We start from the raw sequence: 17,371 nt of genomic DNA, 5'->3' as shown, positions 1-17,371 counted from the left end.
ATCGGGGCTATTTAACAAAAGCCTTTGCTGGGCACTAAACTTTTCCTTCCTAAGTTGTTCTTCTGAATTACTTCGTGAGCTCGCAAAACTCGGTTTGTAATTCCGAAGCTTTATCTACGGATTTGTAATACACCTTGTTGCTCTAAATACTCATCTAGAAACCCAAAAGGCAGATACTTTTCAAGTGTTGCACCAAATTCTTTTTTTGCCATCTCGAGAGCGTCATTCAAATCTTCGAATTCTGCAATTCTTTTTCCATACATGTCATCAGGCTCAAAATAAGAACATTCATAAATCGACTGCACCTCATTGCGCTCATCAAAAACTTCATGAATAACTAATACATAAATATCTTTTGTCCGTTCGATTGCAACCCACTTTAATGTAGAATAGTCTGTCTGCTCAGTTCTGCCAATATATTGTTCAATCGATTTTTCAGGTCTAAGGTATGAACTAATTTGACTCTCCAATAAATATTTCATAGCATGTTTGTTTTATTATGTTGCGCCTAACGGTTTGCAGCTGCCCAAAGGACGGTTTATTAGCACAAATGTTTATGCGGAGCACGAAACCCCGCCTATTGCAAATGTGCTGTTAGCAGCTGAGCATCTATACGCCATCATTTATTTCCTGTTGAATTTTTCTATGTCTTTCTTTTTCTTCTTCAAGTTCTTTTTGTTCTCCTTCTGTCAGAAGATAGTGAGGATTACCAATTATTTCAGCAATGATTTTTGTTGTAACATGATTTATTTGTTCCTCTGTCACATTCCATTTCTTGAAAATTAATGGAATAGATTTTATGTAATTTTGAACGTATTCGTCTAAGGGATTCTGCGATGACATTATTGATTGGTATGGAAACCAGAGTCCACAGTTTACAGAAGTCGCCTTTGTTTTAAAAGGTCCCATTTTAACTTCCAATTTGTCTTGAATTGATGTTGTCGTTACCGTTAAATGCAAAAACTTTTCAGGATAAGCGTCAATCAGTCCAAGTGGTGTCATAACGCATTCTTTGACTGCAAGTCGTATGAATTTTGAAATTCTGAATGAAAATTCAAAATTTATTCCTGGTTCGTTATACCATGCTCCAATTGTTAGTTCCATTCGTCTAATGTATGTTGTTGCTGTGTTGTGTTTTGCTGCTAACTTATTTATGTACGCCACTTAGCGCAAATACATCCAAAAACGGAAGGCTTTGCGCCATAACATAGCCTTATTGTTCTAATCGAATTTTCGGAATTCTTTAAGGAGACCGAACGTTAATTTATTCTAAGCTAATGTTTTAGTCTAAAGTTTGCAAAACAAATTTTCAACATGTTCATTTCCTTTTTTGAAGTGGAAATTGCTAGTCAGACAAGCATTATTGCTTCTCCAACTAACATTAGTGTTTGTTAGAGTATCGACCGAGCATCTTGGAGAAGTATCGTTGCTTCTCGGAGGTACAAACTTTGCTTGTCGGAAGACAAATTGCTACTCTAAGCTTGACGAGAGGTAAATGGAAATCAATCATTCAACGAATTGATCCCTTGCTCTTTGAGTTTGGCTAAATTTTCTTTCATCACCTTAACTTGTTCTGCTGGGTGACTTTGCCAATGACTTACTTCCCCAACTACCCTAAATGGTGCTGTAGATCGGTAAGATTTAGTAGGGTTGCCAGGAAATTTTTTATCGGTCAAGTCAGGGTCGTCTTCAATTTCACCCATTGGTTCTACGAGGTAAATTCTTTCTTTTCCTTCGCCGAAAGCAAGTTCTGCACCCCAAATAGCAGCGTCTAGAGTTGCCGATAAGAAAATGTATTTGGCATTATTTCTTTGCCCAAAATTAGAATTGAAACCAACTGTGATTAGATCGCCTACTTTTAAATCTGCCTTTGTGCCGTGAAAATAAGTTTGTGCAAATGGAGTTGCGTTTAGTTTGGGTGTTTTATCTCTTTCGCTTATTTCAATTGCCATCTGTTGCCGTTTTAAGATTTGATGAAGCCTATCCAAATATAAGTTTTAATGGTTGTAATCTGATAGCTCAGCATTGGTTAGGTTTAACTTGCAGGTAGAAAAGTGCCTAAGAACCACTGCCTTTGTAAAATAAACCTGATTGAGCTAAATAGCCCACAGTCCCGATTTATCGGGGCGAGGACTATAAGCGAAAAGCAGGGCTGAAATTCCCGAAGTGTGATGATGTACCTTTTCTAGATTAAAAATTGATCACAAAAAAATCCCCGAGGTTTGAAGTCGGGGATTGGTGTTTCTATAATTTTAAACGCTTATTCTTGATTATGTTTCTTACCAAGAACTGAGTTTTTCTTTCCATACAAGAAGTATATCGCTACACCTAAGCCCATCCATAGTGCTAACCTGATCCAAGCTTCGTAAGGTAGAGAATACATTAAGTAAGAACAAACTACGATGCCTAAAATAGGTACTAAAGGTACCAAAGGAGTTCTGAACGGACGCTCTCTGTTTGGATCTGTTTTACGCAAGATCATTACGCCGATACAAACTAATGAGAAGGCTAATAAAGTACCGATTGATACCATGTGGCCTAAATCTGTAACAGGTACGAAACCTGCAAATAAACTTACAAATACCATGAAAAATAAGTTTGTTTTCCAAGGTGTTCTGTATTTAGAGTGGATACTGCCAAAGAATTTAGGTAATAAACCATCTTTAGACATGGTATAAAATACTCTTGATTGTCCCATCAACATTACTAAAATTACAGAGGTGTAACCTGCTAAAATAGCGATGATTAAACCCATTTGTAACCAACTGTATCCAGTTACCTTAAATGCTGTTGCAGCAGGAGAAGCATCACCTTTGAAAATTTCGAAAGGTACTAAACCTGTCATAACGTGAGAAAATAATACGTATAATATGGTACATACAACTAACGAACCTAGAATACCGATTGGCATGCCTTTTTGTGGGTTTTTAGCTTCCTGAGCTGCAGTAGACACTGCATCGAAACCGATAAAGGCAAAGAATACTAAGGCTGCACCAGATGCAATACCTGAAATACCGAACTCACCATAAACGCCAGTGTTTTCTGGGATATAAGGCGTGTGGTTTGCAGGGTTGATGAATTTCCATCCTAAGCCAATGAACAATAGAACTACAGCTACCTTTACAACTACTAAGAAGTTATTTAAGTTTGCAGATTCTTTGGTTCCACGCATTAATAAAAGCGAAAGTAAAGATACAATGATGATTGCAGGTAAGTTAATACCACCACCATCTACTTCTGCGAAAGATCTACTTAAGTAAAGCGGCATTTCGAGCCCAAACTCGTGCAAAAGCTTATTGAAATAGCCCGACCAGGATACACCTACAGTGGCTGCACCAAGTGCATATTCTAGTACTAAATCCCAACCAATAATCCATGCCATAAACTCGCCCATAGTAGCATAAGAGTAAGTATACGCACTACCAGCAACAGGGATCATAGAGGCAAACTCTGCATAACATAATCCAGCAAATGCACAACCTATAGCGGCTAATACAAAAGATAAAGTTACTGCGGGTCCGGCGTGATCGGCAGCTGCGATACCAGTTAAAGAGAATAAACCAGCGCCGATAATTGCTCCAATACCTAATGCAACTAAACTGGTGCTGCTAAGGGTACGTTTGAGAGTGCCTTCGCCACTTTCTGCCGCCTCGGCAACAAGTGTATCAATAGGCTTTTTAAAATTCATAAATTAATAATTAGTTGATTTTAGTTTGTCGATTTTTATTAACGCACCAAACCTAAAAAAAAATATCTGTAAATGAAAAAGGGAATTTTTGCAAAATCCCTTTTCTCTAGTAACATTTTTATTGGTTAGTGATGGTATCTTTTTCGTTTATAAGGGTGTCTACAACCTCATTTCCTTGTGCATCAACACTTTTTTGAATGCTGATTTCTTTTTTAACCTCTATGCCGCCAGCAGTATTTACGTCGCTTGCACTTATTGCAATATAAGGGGCAATTACCAGCGAAACTATAGACATCAATTTAATAAGGATGTTCATTGATGGTCCAGAGGTATCTTTAAACGGATCTCCAACGGTATCTCCAGTTACAGAAGATTTGTGTGGTTCCGATTTTTTGTAGTACATCTCACCGTTAATTTCTACACCTTTTTCGAATGACTTCTTAGCATTATCCCAAGCACCACCAGCGTTAGATTGGAAAATTCCCATCAATACACCTGATACAGTAACACCAGCTAACAAACCTCCCAAAACTTCAGGGCCGAACATGAAACCTACAATTACTGGTGTAATTAAGGCAATAGCACCTGGCATCAACATCTCTCTGATAGAAGCTTGTGTAGAGATAGCCACGCATTTTTCGTACTCAGGCTTTGCTTTGTACTCCATAATTCCTGGAATTTCACGGAACTGTCTACGAACTTCCTGCACCATATCCATTGCTGCTTTACCCACTGCTTGGATACATAACGCTGAGAATACAAATGGGATCATTCCGCCCACAAACAAACCTGCTAAAACTGGTGCTTTGTAAATATCGATAGCAGAAATGCCTGCAATACCTACAAAGGCTGCAAATAAAGCTAAAGATGTTAATGCTGCCGAAGCAATGGCGAAACCTTTACCAGTTGCTGCAGTGGTGTTACCTACGGCATCTAAGTTGTCGGTACGTTCACGAACTTCTGGAGGTAATTGGCTCATTTCAGCAATACCGCCTGCGTTATCGGCAATTGGTCCGAAAGCATCAATCGCTAATTGCATGGCTGTAGTTGCCATCATACCCGCTGCGGCAATTGCTACGCCATATAATCCTGCAAAGTAATAAGAAGCCATAATACCGCCAGCTAACACTAAGATTGGAATTACCGTAGATTTCATGCCTACAGAAAGACCTGCGATAATATTGGTAGCGTGACCAGTTGAAGATTGCTGAATGATTGAATTAACCGGACCTTTGCCCATTGCAGTGTAGTATTCGGTTACGATACTCATAATGGTACCTACCACTAAACCAACTACAATTGCATAAAACACATTGATGCTCGAAAATTCGTAACCACGTAAGCTCAAGGTTTCTGGCAACATCCACTTCACTAAGAAGAAGGAAGCAACACCTGTAATTACAATTGAAGACCAGTTACCTAAGTTTAGCGCATTTTGTACGTTAGATTTTTCATCTTTAATGGTTACAAACCAAGTTCCAATAATAGAGAAAATGATACCCAGACCGCAAATTACCATTGGCAATAGAATAGGAGACATGCCTCCGAAATTATCAGCAACTGAAATTTCTTGCCCTAAAACCATGGTTGCTAAAATGGTAGCTACATAAGAACCGAATAAATCGGCACCCATCCCAGCTACGTCACCCACATTGTCACCTACGTTATCGGCAATAGTTGCAGGGTTACGTACATCATCCTCAGGGATACCTGCTTCCACTTTGCCAACTAAATCTGCACCTACATCGGCTGCTTTGGTGTAAATACCACCACCAACACGAGCAAATAAAGCAATTGATTCAGCACCTAAAGAAAAACCTGTTAAAACCTCAATGGCGGTTTTCATTTCGGCACTATTGGCACCAATTACGTTGAAATACTTTAAGAAGATAATGAATAAACCTCCTAAGCCTAATACTGCTAAACCTGCAACGCCAAGTCCCATTACGGTGCCGCCAGTGAAACTAACTTTAAGCGCTTGTTTTAAACTTGTTCTGGCCGCCTGTGTGGTTCTTACGTTGGCCTTAGTTGCCGATTTCATGCCGATATATCCAGCTAATGCCGAAAATACAGCGCCAATAATGAAGGCAATAGAGATGATCCAGCTAGAGTGAATGGCTTTTCCGTTTACTTCTGTTACTGTGCCTGAGTAAGCTAATAAAGCACCAGCTAATACCGCGAAAATGCTTAGAATTTTCCATTCAGCTTTCAAGAAGGCCATAGCGCCATCTGCAATGTAACCGGCTAGTTCTTGCATGTTTGCATCTCCAGCATCTTGTTTGTTAACCCAGGCGCTCTTTACCGCCATCACCAAAATGCCTACCAAGCCAAGTAGGGGAATAGCATAAATAAGATTGTTTTGTAAAAAATCCATAGTTTAAATTTATATTTAGTTGTTTAGTTGATAATCAAAATACAAGGTAGTAAAAAAGATATTTGATTGTCAAGATATTTTTACAGCTGTTGAAAAGTTTGCCACAGCTGCGCAGATAGTAATATGAATTGAAACCTGCTCAAGCTGATAAATTAAAATGTCACGTTGGCGGGGACGCCAACATATGCGTCTGGCAGGTACACCAACGTATGCGATGCTCTTGTTGGCGTCCCCGCCAACAATTTCAAAATATTAGCTAATCTAGCCCATAGACAAAAATATAAAGACATCCTTTCAAATTTTTAGATAAAGCTATGTGCCTATGTGTTTTTTATATCTATCATTGAAAACAAAAATCTGTATCTGTGGCGGTATTTAACAGAGTTAAAATCTTTGCCTCCGAAATTGGGACAAGTCTGCGGCAACAAAGTCAAATTATTAATCTCTTTTTCTATCTTAGCTCTTACAACCAAAAAGACTAAACTAAATAAATGAAAGATCAACAAGAAGAAGTTTCTCCTAAAAGGAAGCTAGGCCTATTCGATGGCGTAATGCTAGTAATGGGTTCAATGATTGGCAGCGGTATTTTTATTGTAAGTGCCGATATCATGCGAAATCTCGGTTCTGGCTACTGGCTAATCGTAGTTTGGGTAATTACAGGAGTAATGACTGTAGCCGCTGCAATTTCTTATGGCGAGCTTTCTTCCATGTTTCCTAAAGCAGGCGGACAGTACACCTATTTGAAAGAAACCTTCGGTAAAATGATGGGTTTTTTATACGGATGGGGATTGTTTACCGTAATACAAACAGGTACAATTGCCGCCGTAGCTGTAGCTTTTGGTAAATTTACGGCTTACTTAATACCAGCTTTAAACGATGCTGCGCCAATTTTTCAGAGCGGAGAGTATAAAATTACCTGGATCCAGATTTTAGCGATTTTTGTCATTCTGTTACTTACCTATATTAATACTAAAGGTGTAGAAGGCGGTAAGATTTTACAGAATATTTTTACAGGATCTAAAATTGTGGCTTTAATAGCTTTAATTATTTTAGGTTTTCTACTGATCAAAAGTAGTTTCTGGTCAGATAATATGAGTTTTGGTTGGAGCGCTTTTAACAATCTAAAAACAGATGGTGGCGGTAACTTCCTGCAATCTGGTTGGGAATCTATCTCGGGAATGGCCATTATGGGCGGAATTGCCGCTGCAATGGTAGGCTCTGTGTTTTCTAGTGTAGCTTGGGAAAATGTAACTTTTGTTTCTGGCGAAATAGAAAATCCGAAGAAAAACGTGGTGCGTTCTATGGTGTTGGGCACCACTGCCGTGATGATCCTTTATCTATTGGTAAATTTCGTCTACCTAAATGCACTTAATAGAGATGGAATTGCATTTGCACCGAATGATAGGGTAGCTGTGGTGGTTTCCGAGCAAATTTTCGGAAGCGGTGTTGGTACCTATGTCATCGCTATTTTGGTAATGATTTCTACGTTTGGCTGCGTAAACGGGATTGTGTTGGCAGGAGCAAGGGTTTTTCAAACTATGGCTAAAGATGGTATGTTCTTTAAAGCAGCAATTGAAAATAACAAAAATGGAGTTCCAGAAAAGTCACTTTGGATGCAAGGACTTTGGGCTGCTGCCTTATGTTTAAGCGGTCAGTATGGTAACTTGCTAGATATGATTTCTTTCGTGATTGTGTTGTTTTACATGATCACCGTTTTCGGTGTGATTTATTTAAGGTTTAAACGACCAGATTTAGAAAGACCTTATAAAACTTGGTTGTATCCGGTTACGCCAATTGTTTATTTGCTAATCGGTGCCGCATTTTGTAGCCTTTTATTAATGTATAAGCAGCAATATACTTGGCCTGGCTTAATTATCGTGTTAATTGGTTTGCCTATTTACCTCTTAATTAATAGAAAAAAGCCTGCGTAAGTAAATGCATGCGAAAAAGATTTAAAGACGATTGGGTTAGCCTGCTCGTCTTTTTTTGTGAAAAGCAGTTTCGGTGCTTATCGTTTACGAAAGCCCCGCCTTCGCTACAATCTTTTTGTTTTTTAAACCCGTCATTTCGAACGTAGTGAGAAATCTGTGGGATGGCTGCTCTATACAAACAGATACCTCAATCGTTCCTCATTTCGGTATGACGGCACGGGGCAAAACAAAAAGTATTTTCGCACAGTCGGGTTTAATTAACTTGAACCTGTGCACAGCACTTGCATTTTAAACCCGATAGGAGCGAGCACGTAGCGGCAAACCTGTGTGTTTGCCCGAAGTAAAGCGAATAGCGGGACTGACGTTGAAAAGCGCTTCTTTATTGCTTTTCAAATCATTTTGGCTGTTTTAAGTTTTACAATTTGACGAAACTAAGTACTGCAAATTTTTTTCTATTTTTGCAGCCAATGGGAACAGCGTTAGATTGGGGCATAAAGGGCTATAATAATTACGGAACTTACTTGAAAGATCATTACAATGGTCAGCGGGTATTTAAGGTAATTGTTGATGGCGGTTTTACTTGCCCTAACCGCGATGGTAGCAAAGGCTACGGCGGCTGTACCTATTGCAACGTAGATTCGTTTACGCCCGAGCTTTCTAGGAAATTGCCTACTATTAAAGAGCAATTGGTAGAAGGCATGGCGAGAGCTCGAAATTCGTATCGGGCCGAAAAGTTTATCGTTTATTTTCAGCCAAATACCAACACCTATGCGCCAACACATTATTTAAAAATGATGTACGATGACGCATTGTCTGTAAATAATGAAGATGTAGTTGGTTTTGCGGTGGGTACTCGCCCAGATTGTATTGATGCCGAAAAGGTAGCTTTGTTAGAAAGTTATACGGACAGGTATGATGTAGATTTGGAAATGGGCATGGAATCTATCTACGATGAAACGCTTGAGCAGATTAACCGCGGTTGTAGCCATGGAGAATTTGTGGAGGCGGTGAAATTGCTAGAAAATACCAAGCTTAATCTTTGTGTGCATACCATTTTTGGCTTTCCGTGGGAAACTAGAGAAATGATGCACGGTTATATCCATGAAATTAATCGCTTTTCGCAGATTAAATTTGTGAAATTTCATCATTTACATATTGTAGAAGGCTCTATTATGGGTGTAAAATATAAGAGGGAGCCTTTTAAGCTTTTCAGTTTGGAAGAATATACCGATTTGCTTTGCGAATTGATCCCTTTGTTGCGACCCGACATCGTTATTCAACGCCTTTTTGGAATTTCAGATTGGGATTTGCTAATTGCACCCAATTGGGGAATGAAAAAATCTGCTATCCAAAGCTATATTGATAAGGAAATTGAACGCCGCGGGGTGGTTCAAGGTTCTGCTTATCAAAAATTGTAAATTTATTTATAGGGTTGCTTTGTTTTTGAGTTAATCCTGTTGTTTTTCTCTTGTTTTTCTTGCTGTTTTCTTGATTTTTGAAAAATTTTTATTTGTTTTTTATAGTTTTTGATTTAAATTTTTAATTATAAGTCATTTTATGTGTTGTTTTTTGTTGTTATTTTAAGTTTTAAAAGTTTTTTATTTCTTTTTTGTTATTATTTTTGGTGAATTTTGAAAAATAATCAATAAATTATTAAAAGATTGATTAAAATTTGAATGTTATTCTTATTTTAGTATTAAAATCAAACATTAAAACATAAATTATGAGTAAAATTCTATTTAAGCAGTGGGCTCCGTTCGCAATTTTGATAGTTGTTGCAGTTGCCGCATTATTTATTACGCCGTTAGCTAATTTTGATGAAGGAAAATACAGTGCGCCTGATGTAGCTTTCGTTATGGTAGCAGCTGCTTTAGTATTTTTAATGACCCCGGGTTTGGCATTTTTCTACGGAGGTATGGTTCATCGTAAAAATGTATTGTCTACTATGATTAAGAGTGTAGTTGCCGCAGGAGTGGTTTCGGTACTTTGGGTAGTAGTAACATTTAGTTTGGCGTTCGGCGATAGTATTGGTGGCTTTATCGGTAATCCAACGACCTATTTCTTTTTCCAAGGTGTAAATTCTGGACCAGCTTGGGGAACTATCCCATTGTCGTTATTTGCTATTTTCCAATGTATGTTCGCTATTATAACCCCAGGTTTGGTGGTAGGAGCGGTAGCAGAACGTATTCGCTTTACTTCGTACATCTTATTTATAGTATTGTTCGCAGTTTTTGTTTATTCGCCTTTGGCACATTGGACATGGCACCCAGAGGGTATCTTGTTTAATATGGGCGTTCTAGATTTTGCTGGTGGCACTGTAGTGCACATTTCTGCTGGTATGGCTGCTTTAGCGGGTGCTTTAGTACTGAAACGCAGAAGATCGCACTTAGAGCATAAAGAAGTTCCGCCAGCTAATATACCTTATGTGTTAATTGGTACTGGCTTACTTTGGTTCGGCTGGTTTGGATTTAATGCTGGATCTGCATTAGGAGCTAATGCTTTAGCAGTTTCGGCTTTTGTAACTACCAATGTTGCTGCTGGTTCTGCCGGTTTGTCTTGGATGTTCTTTGATGCTGCTAGAGGTAAAAAACCATCGGTTTTAGGTTTCTGTATTGGAGCTGTAGTAGGTTTGGTAGCTATTACCCCGGGAGCCGGATTTGTGAGCATTCCTTCAAGTATCTTCATCGGTGTGTTTTCTGCCATTGTTTCTAATTTGGTAGTGGCTTGGAAACACAAAACTAACTTAGACGATACTTTGGATGTTTTTCCTTGCCACGGTGTTGGTGGTATAGTTGGTATGCTTTTAACAGGTGTATTCGCTACAAAAACTGTAAATCCCGGTGGTGTTGATGGTCTGCTTTACGGAAATCCGGAGTTCTTTCTAATCCAGTTAAAAGGAATGGTATTGTCCGCTGGTTTCAGTTTCATTGTTTCTTTCTTCATTTTTAAACTAATCAACTTGGTTTTACCTATCAGAGTTTCTGCCGATGAGGAAGAAGAAGGTTTAGATAGTACACAACATAACGAGAAATATTTTCAAGGTCACTTAATTGTTGAAGCTACGCGTGAAGAGCGTAAAGAAGAGAAGGTTAAAGTGATCCTATAAAACCCCAAGTATAGTATGTAGCTACAATAGCTTTTCGGATTTTAAGAAAGCTATTGTAGTTGAAATTTGATGACATATCGGCACCATTATTTTGCCGATGGGCTATGCTTTTGACTTAAAAATCAACTAAAAACTATAACCTAAAAACCTAAAAATTATGAGAAAACAATTACGACTTGTATTATTGGCTATTGCTGTGGCTAGTTTAACGTTAACAACAGTTAAGGCTCAAGAAAAAAAGGAAGAAGAAAAATTATCATTTACATTATCGCTTAATCACGATGTCTTTTTTGGTTTCAACCCAATGTTGAGCGGATCTTATAAACTTAGTGACAAAGCAGCTTTAACTTTCTACGGTATACAATGGGGCGCTGGTACAGGTGCCGCTTGGGGAAATTGGACCGAGTTTGGTTTGGGCGCAAGTTTTAACGCAGGCGAAAGCATTACCATCAACCCGCAACTAGGCTTTACGATGGGTAATTTGTTGTCTAGCTTTACCAGCGGACCTAGCGTTGTTGGCGACGGTATTGTGCCAAACGTAACTGTGAACTTAAACTCTAGTAAAATGGAAGGCCAGTTATATGCCGGTTACTATGCCCAATTAAGAAACGAAGGTGCTTTAGGTGCAAATTATGTTCACTATTGGACAAATTTAGGTTATAAGGTTTCACCGATGTTCTCTCTAGGAGGTCATTTCGAGCACTTATTTAGAGATGGTGGTAGTAATAACACCAAGTTTGACCAATATTATACTTGGCTTGGCCCTTACGTACAATTCTCAAAAGGAATTGCTGGCTTAAGACTTTCGGCAGGCGCAAACCTTAGAGACAATGCAGCAAATACTGGCGGTATTGATTTCTACAAATTAGCGTTCTTTGTTAATTTGTAATAGCTGATATCTAAATTAAAGAGCCTGTTATTCTTTATGGATAACAGGCTTTTTTTATTTAATGTACCATTTTATCTGCACAAGTTGAGCTGGCAAAAGCTTCAGGCTTTGCTTTAAAAATAAAACCCATACTTAAAATGTATCCCATTGCTTCGTTCAAAGCTTTGTTCGATTTAAAGGATGGATTGGTATTGATATCCGCATGAACTTCCAGATCTACATCATAAATATCCAATAAATCGCAAATGGAGTAGGCTGTTTCGATAGATTTTTGTACTTCTAGCAGCATTCTTTCCTTAATTCCCATTTGCTGGGTAGATTTTTCCTGCGCAATGTACATGAAACCACCATGATGCTCTCTAAGCAGCACAATTACGGTTGCAAAATCAGTATGACTGCTTTTAACTTGCGAATCGGTACCGATGCAGACCTTTAGCTTGTATCCGTTTTCGGTTTCGCGGAGAATTGCTTTTTCTACTTCTTCTAAAATTGACGAATGAATAACTTCGCCACTAAATTTCTTCCAGGTCATAAGTTATTGGTGTGTAAAGCAAACCCTAAATCAGGTTTCCTAAAATTAATGGCTTTATGTTAAAGTTTCTTTAAGTCAATATTGTTTATTTGCTAACATTTTGCTGTTTATCAACAGGTTATGTTGGTTTGTTGGTCCACTGGTTCATTTGTTAACTGGTTAATCGTTTAAATCGGCTAACTGAAAACTGCCAACTGTAAACTGAATGCTATCAACTGCCAACTGAAAACTATTAACTTTGTAGCATGGAACTGCAAAAACTGCTTTCAAATTTAAATATCAAACAGCTTAATCCTTTGCAAGAGGAGGTAAGTGTAAAGGCTAAAACTGGTGCTGATTTAGTGGTGCTGGCGCCAACTGGCTCTGGTAAAACTCTAGCATTTCTTCTTCCTGTGCTTCGCAACTTAAATAAACAAAGCAAGGGTGTGCAATGTTTAGTTCTGGTTCCATCAAGAGAATTGGGATTGCAGATTGAGCAGGTTTTTAAACAAATGTCTACTGGCTTTAAAGTTACTTGCTGTTATGGAGGTCACTCTGTAAGGGCTGAGCGTAACACTTTAATCGAAGCTCCAGCGGTTTTAATTGGCACACCTGGTCGTATTGCATTTCACCTGCGTGAGCAAAATTTTGACGAAAGTACCATTACCACTTTAGTACTAGATGAATTTGATAAATCTTTAGAGTTTGGTTTTACGGAAGATATGTCTTTCATTATTGGGAGCTTATATTCATTAAAACAACGTATTTTAACCTCGGCTACTGCCATGCAGGACATTCCAGATTTTACAGGAATTAAAAACCACATGGAAATTAATTTTCTAGGTCAGCAGGAGGTTGTGCCAGACTTGAAACTAAAAAGGATAAATACATTAGCCGAAGAAAAACTAGAAACACTTTTTAAGTTAATCTGTAAAATTGGTAATCACTCTATGCTGATTTTCTGCAACCATCGAGAAACGGTAGATAGAATTAGTGATTTGTTGATAGATCAGGATTTAGTGCATGATATTTTTCACGGCGGAATGGAACAGGACGATAGAGAGCGAGCGCTGTTGAAATTTAGGAATGGCAGCGTAAAGATTTTAATTACCACGGATCTAGCTGCAAGAGGTTTGGATATCCCTGAGGTGGAGTATATCATCCATTATCAATTGCCTTACACTAAAGACGCTTTTGTACATCGCAACGGGCGTACCGCAAGAATGAATGCGAAAGGAACTGCTTATTTGATTTTTGCCGAGGATGAAAAATTTCCATATCTAGATGATGATATTGAAGTAGAACATTTGGATGGCGATTATCAAATACCACCAGATAGTGAGTGGCAAACCATTTATTTAGCCGCGGGTAAAAAAGATAAAATCAATAAAATAGACATTGTAGGCTTTCTTTTAAAAGTAGGAGGTCTAGTAAAGGAAGATTTGGGGCTGATAGAAGTAAAAGATTTGAGCGCTTATGCCGCTGTAAAACGTAAATTAGCGCCACAATTAATTAACAAACTGTCTGGACAGAAAATAAAAGGCAGGAAAATAAAGGTAGAAATAGCAAATTAGTTTTCAGTTGGCAGTTTTCAGTTCTGTTAACCAATAAACTGCTGTTAAGTCAAAGCGAAATCCCGATATTTCGGGAAACTATTTAACGAATAAACTAAAATATGAGCAATAACGATATCATTAAAAAGCTGAGAGTAGCTTTATCTCTAAATACAGATCAAATAATAGAAATTTGCAAATTGGTGAATTTTACAGTCACAAGAAGCGAATTAGGAGATATTTTTAGGAAAGACGATCACCCAAACTTTAAAAAATGTGGCGACCAAATTTTAAGAAACTTTCTTAACGGATTGGTGATCTATAAACGTGGCCCTAGAGAAGAAAAGTAATTAGAATGGTACGCTTCTTTCGAAGTCTACGATAGTATTGTAATTGTTGGCGTTTACCGCCAACAATATTGTATTTCTAAATAGTTTTTAATTGATGTTATGTCTTGCGACTTTAACATTAATTAATTTTTCTATTTTCTCTAAAAGCACATCCATCTTAAACGGCTTAGGCATAAAGTCGTCTGGAGGTGTTTCCAAAGAACTAATTTCATCTGCTTTATACAAACCAGACATCATTAAAATTGGAATATGCTTGGTTTTAGGATTGTTTTTAATTTCAGCACAAATTGTGCGACCATCAATTTTACCTAATACAATATCTAAAATGATAAGGTCTGGGTTAAAACTACTCACGGTTTCGTGTATTCCTTCTGCATCACTAAGAGGTTCTACTTCGTAGCCTCCAATCTCTAAAACCAATTCAATAGTATCTAATACCTCTTCATCATCATCTACTACTATAATTCTTTTCATAACCGCAAATATAACATTGTTGAACTATTTACATAACAACGATTTAACAATTGGGTTTACATAAAATGAAGATTTAACTAAAAAAGAAGTTGATGAACTGTGCAGCAAATTAGCGTAGCGTGTTGACACCCATCTACATGGATCGATTCTCATACTTTAGATTTCATTAAAATAAAATTAGAAAAAAAACTTTCAATTATTTTTGAAAGTTTAAAAACTATTTGTAGGTTTGACTATGCAATTCGACGAAGCGAAAAATAAATTTGTACAAACATGGGGAGCTTTAGGTTCTCAATGGGGTATCAATAAGACGATGGCACAGATACATGCTTTGTTAATGGTATCCAAAGAACCGGTCTCTATGGAAGATATTATGCAAGAGCTTCAAATATCTAGAGGCAATGCTAGTATGAACTTACGTGGTTTAATGGATTGGGGCATAATTTACAAAGCGAATAAGCCTGGAGAACGTAGAGAGTTTTTTATTGCTGAAAAGGATTTGGATGAATTGGCTACTAAAATTGCGAAGGAGAGGAGCAAGCGGGAGATTAAACCAGCGCTTAAGGTTTTGAAGGAAGTGAGCGCAATAACAGACGATAAATCTGAAGAAGCGAAACATTTTGTGGAGCAAACTAAAAAACTACACGAGTTTGTGGCAAGTGCTGATGAAATGATTGATAAAGTGACAGAATATAAAGACAATTGGTTGGGTAAATTAATGATGAAGATTTTTAGATAACTTTTTTTATAAAATAAAGTTTCAATATTTTCTGAAATTTTAAAATAAATAAAATTATGATGAGCTTAAATTTGATAGGTTACAGCATATTTATCGTCCTAATGGTTTTCATAATCGTAGTTGTAGGCAAAATTTGCTACAGAAATGGAAACGTATTTGTGGCAGAACTTATTCCTGGGCATTTAGAGCTCTGCCAACAAATCAATAAGGTGTTACTCATTGGTTATTATTTAGTCAATATTGGCTATTGCGCTGTTAATCTATCCTTTTGGCAAGTCATCAGTTCTACGCCTATGCTGGTAGAAGTAATATCCTTAAAAATGGCTGGAATAATTATCATCCTTTCAGGTTTACACTACCTCAATATCTTTTTATTAACTACTCAAGTGCAGAAATTAATTAAACAACAATAAATTAAATATCATGGAAACTACAAAAATTCTAATCGGTTATGCAGTTTATTTGCCAATAGCGCTTTTGCTTACCCTTTACGTTTCTAGAACGCTTTTTAGAAACAGCAAGATTTACATGTTGGATATTTTTAAAGGAAGGGAAGAAATTGCATTTGCGACCAATAAACTATTCGAAACAGGTTTTTATTTGTTGAATATCGGATTTGCCTTAATGATTTTGAAAATAAGGCTTTATGGCAACAATTATCAAGAATTAGTAGAAGCGCTGAGTTACAAAGTGGGCAGCTTTTCTATTTATTTAGGTTTGATGTTGTTCATTAATCTCTACTTCTTTTTTAGAGGGAAAAGAAAAGCGAAAGAAGGTTTGAATGTAGTAGCTCCTCAGCCCCCTAGAATCACAGGACAATAAGTTTACGGATATGAAAAATTATCGAAGCAAAATAGTATTGGCAGGCGGAACTGGTTTTATCGGAAAGTATTTTACCGAAAAGTTTAAGGCTATGGGTTATGAAGTCATCATCATCTCTCGGAATAATGCGCACATCCAATGGGATAATCAAAAAGAGATTGAAAATGCACTAAATGGTGCAGAGATGGTAATTAATTTGGCAGGAAAATCGGTTAATTGTAGATATCATCAAAAGAATAAAGACGAGATTTTAAGATCTAGAACGGAAACTACAAAAATTTTGGGTGATGCTATTTTAAATTGTGAAAATCCGCCACAAATTTGGATAAACTCTAGCACTGCCACAATTTACAGACATGCAATAGATAGATCAATGACGGAAGATGAGGGAGATATTGGAAGTGGATTTTCTGTAGATGTGGCTACTGCATGGGAAAAGACTTTCTTCGATTTTAATTTGCCACAAACCAGACAAATTGCATTAAGAATGGCCATTGTTTTAGGCGTCGGTGGCGGTGTAATGGGGCCGTTTGTAAATTTGGTTCGGTTTGGTCTTGGTGGCAAGCAAGGGGATGGAACGCAAATGTTTAGTTGGATACATTTAGAGGATCTGTTTAATATTATTTTGTTTCTGCGAGACAATGAAAATTTAAAGGGCGTGTACAACTGTTCTTCTCCAAACCCAGTTGATAATGCAACTTTGATGAAATCATTAAGGGAAAAAATGAATGTAGGTATTGGTTTGCCGTCTCCAGCGTGGATGTTAAAAATGGGAGCTTTGTTAATAGGAACAGAAACCGAATTGATATTAAAGAGTAGATGGGTTGTTCCGGATAAGTTGTTAAAAGCAGGATATCAATTCAAATTTCCTATAATTGGTAGTGCTTTGCAGAATATTTTGAATGATTAATTTTTAGTCGATAACGTTTATGAT

At 37.5% G+C, this 17,371-nt stretch carries 17 protein-coding genes; 10 read left to right on the top strand and 7 right to left on the bottom strand.

Annotated features, from left to right (window positions below; translation table 11 throughout):
* Window positions 1-110: 110 nt before the first annotated feature.
* From AC23ME_RS06655 to AC23ME_RS06635, 5 genes are all read right to left on the bottom strand, one after another.
* Entirely contained in the window at window positions 111-482 is a 372-nt protein-coding gene (locus AC23ME_RS06655) for a hypothetical protein (RefSeq protein ID WP_487726975.1), read from the bottom strand.
* A gap of 127 nt (window positions 483-609) precedes the next feature.
* A complete protein-coding gene (locus AC23ME_RS06650) occupies window positions 610-1,104 on the bottom strand; it encodes a hypothetical protein (protein ID WP_487726974.1) in 495 nt (164 codons plus the stop codon).
* A gap of 398 nt (window positions 1,105-1,502) precedes the next feature.
* Window positions 1,503-1,952: an NAD(+)--rifampin ADP-ribosyltransferase gene (gene arr / locus AC23ME_RS06645; RefSeq protein WP_487726973.1), complete on the bottom strand. Its 450-nt coding sequence runs from the start codon at window positions 1,950-1,952 to the stop codon at window positions 1,503-1,505.
* Between the two features lie 308 nt (window positions 1,953-2,260).
* Window positions 2,261-3,688 carry an amino acid permease gene (locus tag AC23ME_RS06640; protein WP_487726972.1) on the bottom strand — a complete coding sequence of 476 codons (1,428 nt, stop codon included), beginning with the start codon at window positions 3,686-3,688 and terminating at the stop codon, window positions 2,261-2,263.
* A 118-nt stretch (window positions 3,689-3,806) separates the two neighbouring features.
* On the bottom strand, window positions 3,807-6,062 hold the full coding sequence (locus tag AC23ME_RS06635) for a sodium-translocating pyrophosphatase (protein ID WP_487726971.1): 2,256 nt from the start codon (window positions 6,060-6,062) through the stop codon (window positions 3,807-3,809).
* Window positions 6,063-6,553: 491 nt separating this feature from the next.
* Here AC23ME_RS06635 and AC23ME_RS06630 point away from each other — a divergent pair, with 491 nt between their 5' ends.
* From AC23ME_RS06630 to AC23ME_RS06615, 4 genes are all read left to right on the top strand, one after another.
* A complete protein-coding gene (locus AC23ME_RS06630; RefSeq protein ID WP_487726970.1) occupies window positions 6,554-7,993 on the top strand; it encodes an APC family permease in 1,440 nt (479 codons plus the stop codon).
* Between the two features lie 467 nt (window positions 7,994-8,460).
* Window positions 8,461-9,411 carry a tRNA modification radical SAM protein MnmL/YtqA gene (gene mnmL / locus AC23ME_RS06625; RefSeq protein ID WP_487726969.1) on the top strand — a complete coding sequence of 317 codons (951 nt, stop codon included), beginning with the start codon at window positions 8,461-8,463 and terminating at the stop codon, window positions 9,409-9,411.
* 305 nt (window positions 9,412-9,716) lie between these two features.
* Window positions 9,717-11,099 carry an ammonium transporter gene (locus AC23ME_RS06620; RefSeq protein WP_487726968.1) on the top strand — a complete coding sequence of 461 codons (1,383 nt, stop codon included), beginning with the start codon at window positions 9,717-9,719 and terminating at the stop codon, window positions 11,097-11,099.
* A 157-nt stretch (window positions 11,100-11,256) separates the two neighbouring features.
* Window positions 11,257-11,988, top strand: coding sequence for a DUF6733 family protein (locus tag AC23ME_RS06615; RefSeq protein ID WP_487726967.1), 732 nt, complete (start codon window positions 11,257-11,259; stop codon window positions 11,986-11,988).
* Window positions 11,989-12,046: 58 nt separating this feature from the next.
* Here the strand turns inward: AC23ME_RS06615 and AC23ME_RS06610 are convergent, their stop codons facing one another.
* Window positions 12,047-12,520 carry a ribonuclease H-like YkuK family protein gene (locus tag AC23ME_RS06610; RefSeq protein ID WP_487726966.1) on the bottom strand — a complete coding sequence of 158 codons (474 nt, stop codon included), beginning with the start codon at window positions 12,518-12,520 and terminating at the stop codon, window positions 12,047-12,049.
* Window positions 12,521-12,765: 245 nt separating this feature from the next.
* On the opposite strand from AC23ME_RS06610, the gene AC23ME_RS06605 reads away from it, so the two are divergent.
* Window positions 12,766-14,073, top strand: a complete 1,308-nt coding sequence (locus AC23ME_RS06605; RefSeq protein WP_487726965.1) for a DEAD/DEAH box helicase — start codon at window positions 12,766-12,768, stop codon at window positions 14,071-14,073.
* A 101-nt stretch (window positions 14,074-14,174) separates the two neighbouring features.
* Window positions 14,175-14,402 (top strand): DUF1456 family protein, encoded by a 228-nt coding sequence (locus tag AC23ME_RS06600; RefSeq protein ID WP_487726964.1) that lies wholly within the window; start codon window positions 14,175-14,177, stop codon window positions 14,400-14,402.
* Between the two features lie 87 nt (window positions 14,403-14,489).
* Here AC23ME_RS06600 and AC23ME_RS06595 read toward each other — a convergent pair whose 3' ends face one another.
* Window positions 14,490-14,876 carry a response regulator transcription factor gene (locus AC23ME_RS06595; protein WP_487726963.1) on the bottom strand — a complete coding sequence of 129 codons (387 nt, stop codon included), beginning with the start codon at window positions 14,874-14,876 and terminating at the stop codon, window positions 14,490-14,492.
* A 235-nt stretch (window positions 14,877-15,111) separates the two neighbouring features.
* Here AC23ME_RS06595 and AC23ME_RS06590 point away from each other — a divergent pair, with 235 nt between their 5' ends.
* From AC23ME_RS06590 to AC23ME_RS06575, 4 genes are all read left to right on the top strand, one after another.
* A complete protein-coding gene (locus AC23ME_RS06590; protein ID WP_487727741.1) occupies window positions 15,112-15,615 on the top strand; it encodes a GbsR/MarR family transcriptional regulator in 504 nt (167 codons plus the stop codon).
* Between the two features lie 101 nt (window positions 15,616-15,716).
* Window positions 15,717-16,028: a hypothetical protein gene (locus AC23ME_RS06585; RefSeq protein WP_487726962.1), complete on the top strand. Its 312-nt coding sequence runs from the start codon at window positions 15,717-15,719 to the stop codon at window positions 16,026-16,028.
* Between the two features lie 10 nt (window positions 16,029-16,038).
* Complete coding sequence (locus tag AC23ME_RS06580) at window positions 16,039-16,437, top strand: hypothetical protein (protein ID WP_487726961.1); 399 nt, start codon at window positions 16,039-16,041, stop codon at window positions 16,435-16,437.
* 10 nt (window positions 16,438-16,447) lie between these two features.
* Entirely contained in the window at window positions 16,448-17,347 is a 900-nt protein-coding gene (locus AC23ME_RS06575) for a TIGR01777 family oxidoreductase (protein WP_487726960.1), read from the top strand.
* Window positions 17,348-17,371: the final 24 nt, after the last annotated feature.

The organism is Pedobacter sp. T50_32 (assembly GCF_057652195.1).
The sequence above is the reverse complement of the archived record's forward strand: the minus strand, read 5'-3'. Positions and strand labels throughout refer to the sequence as shown.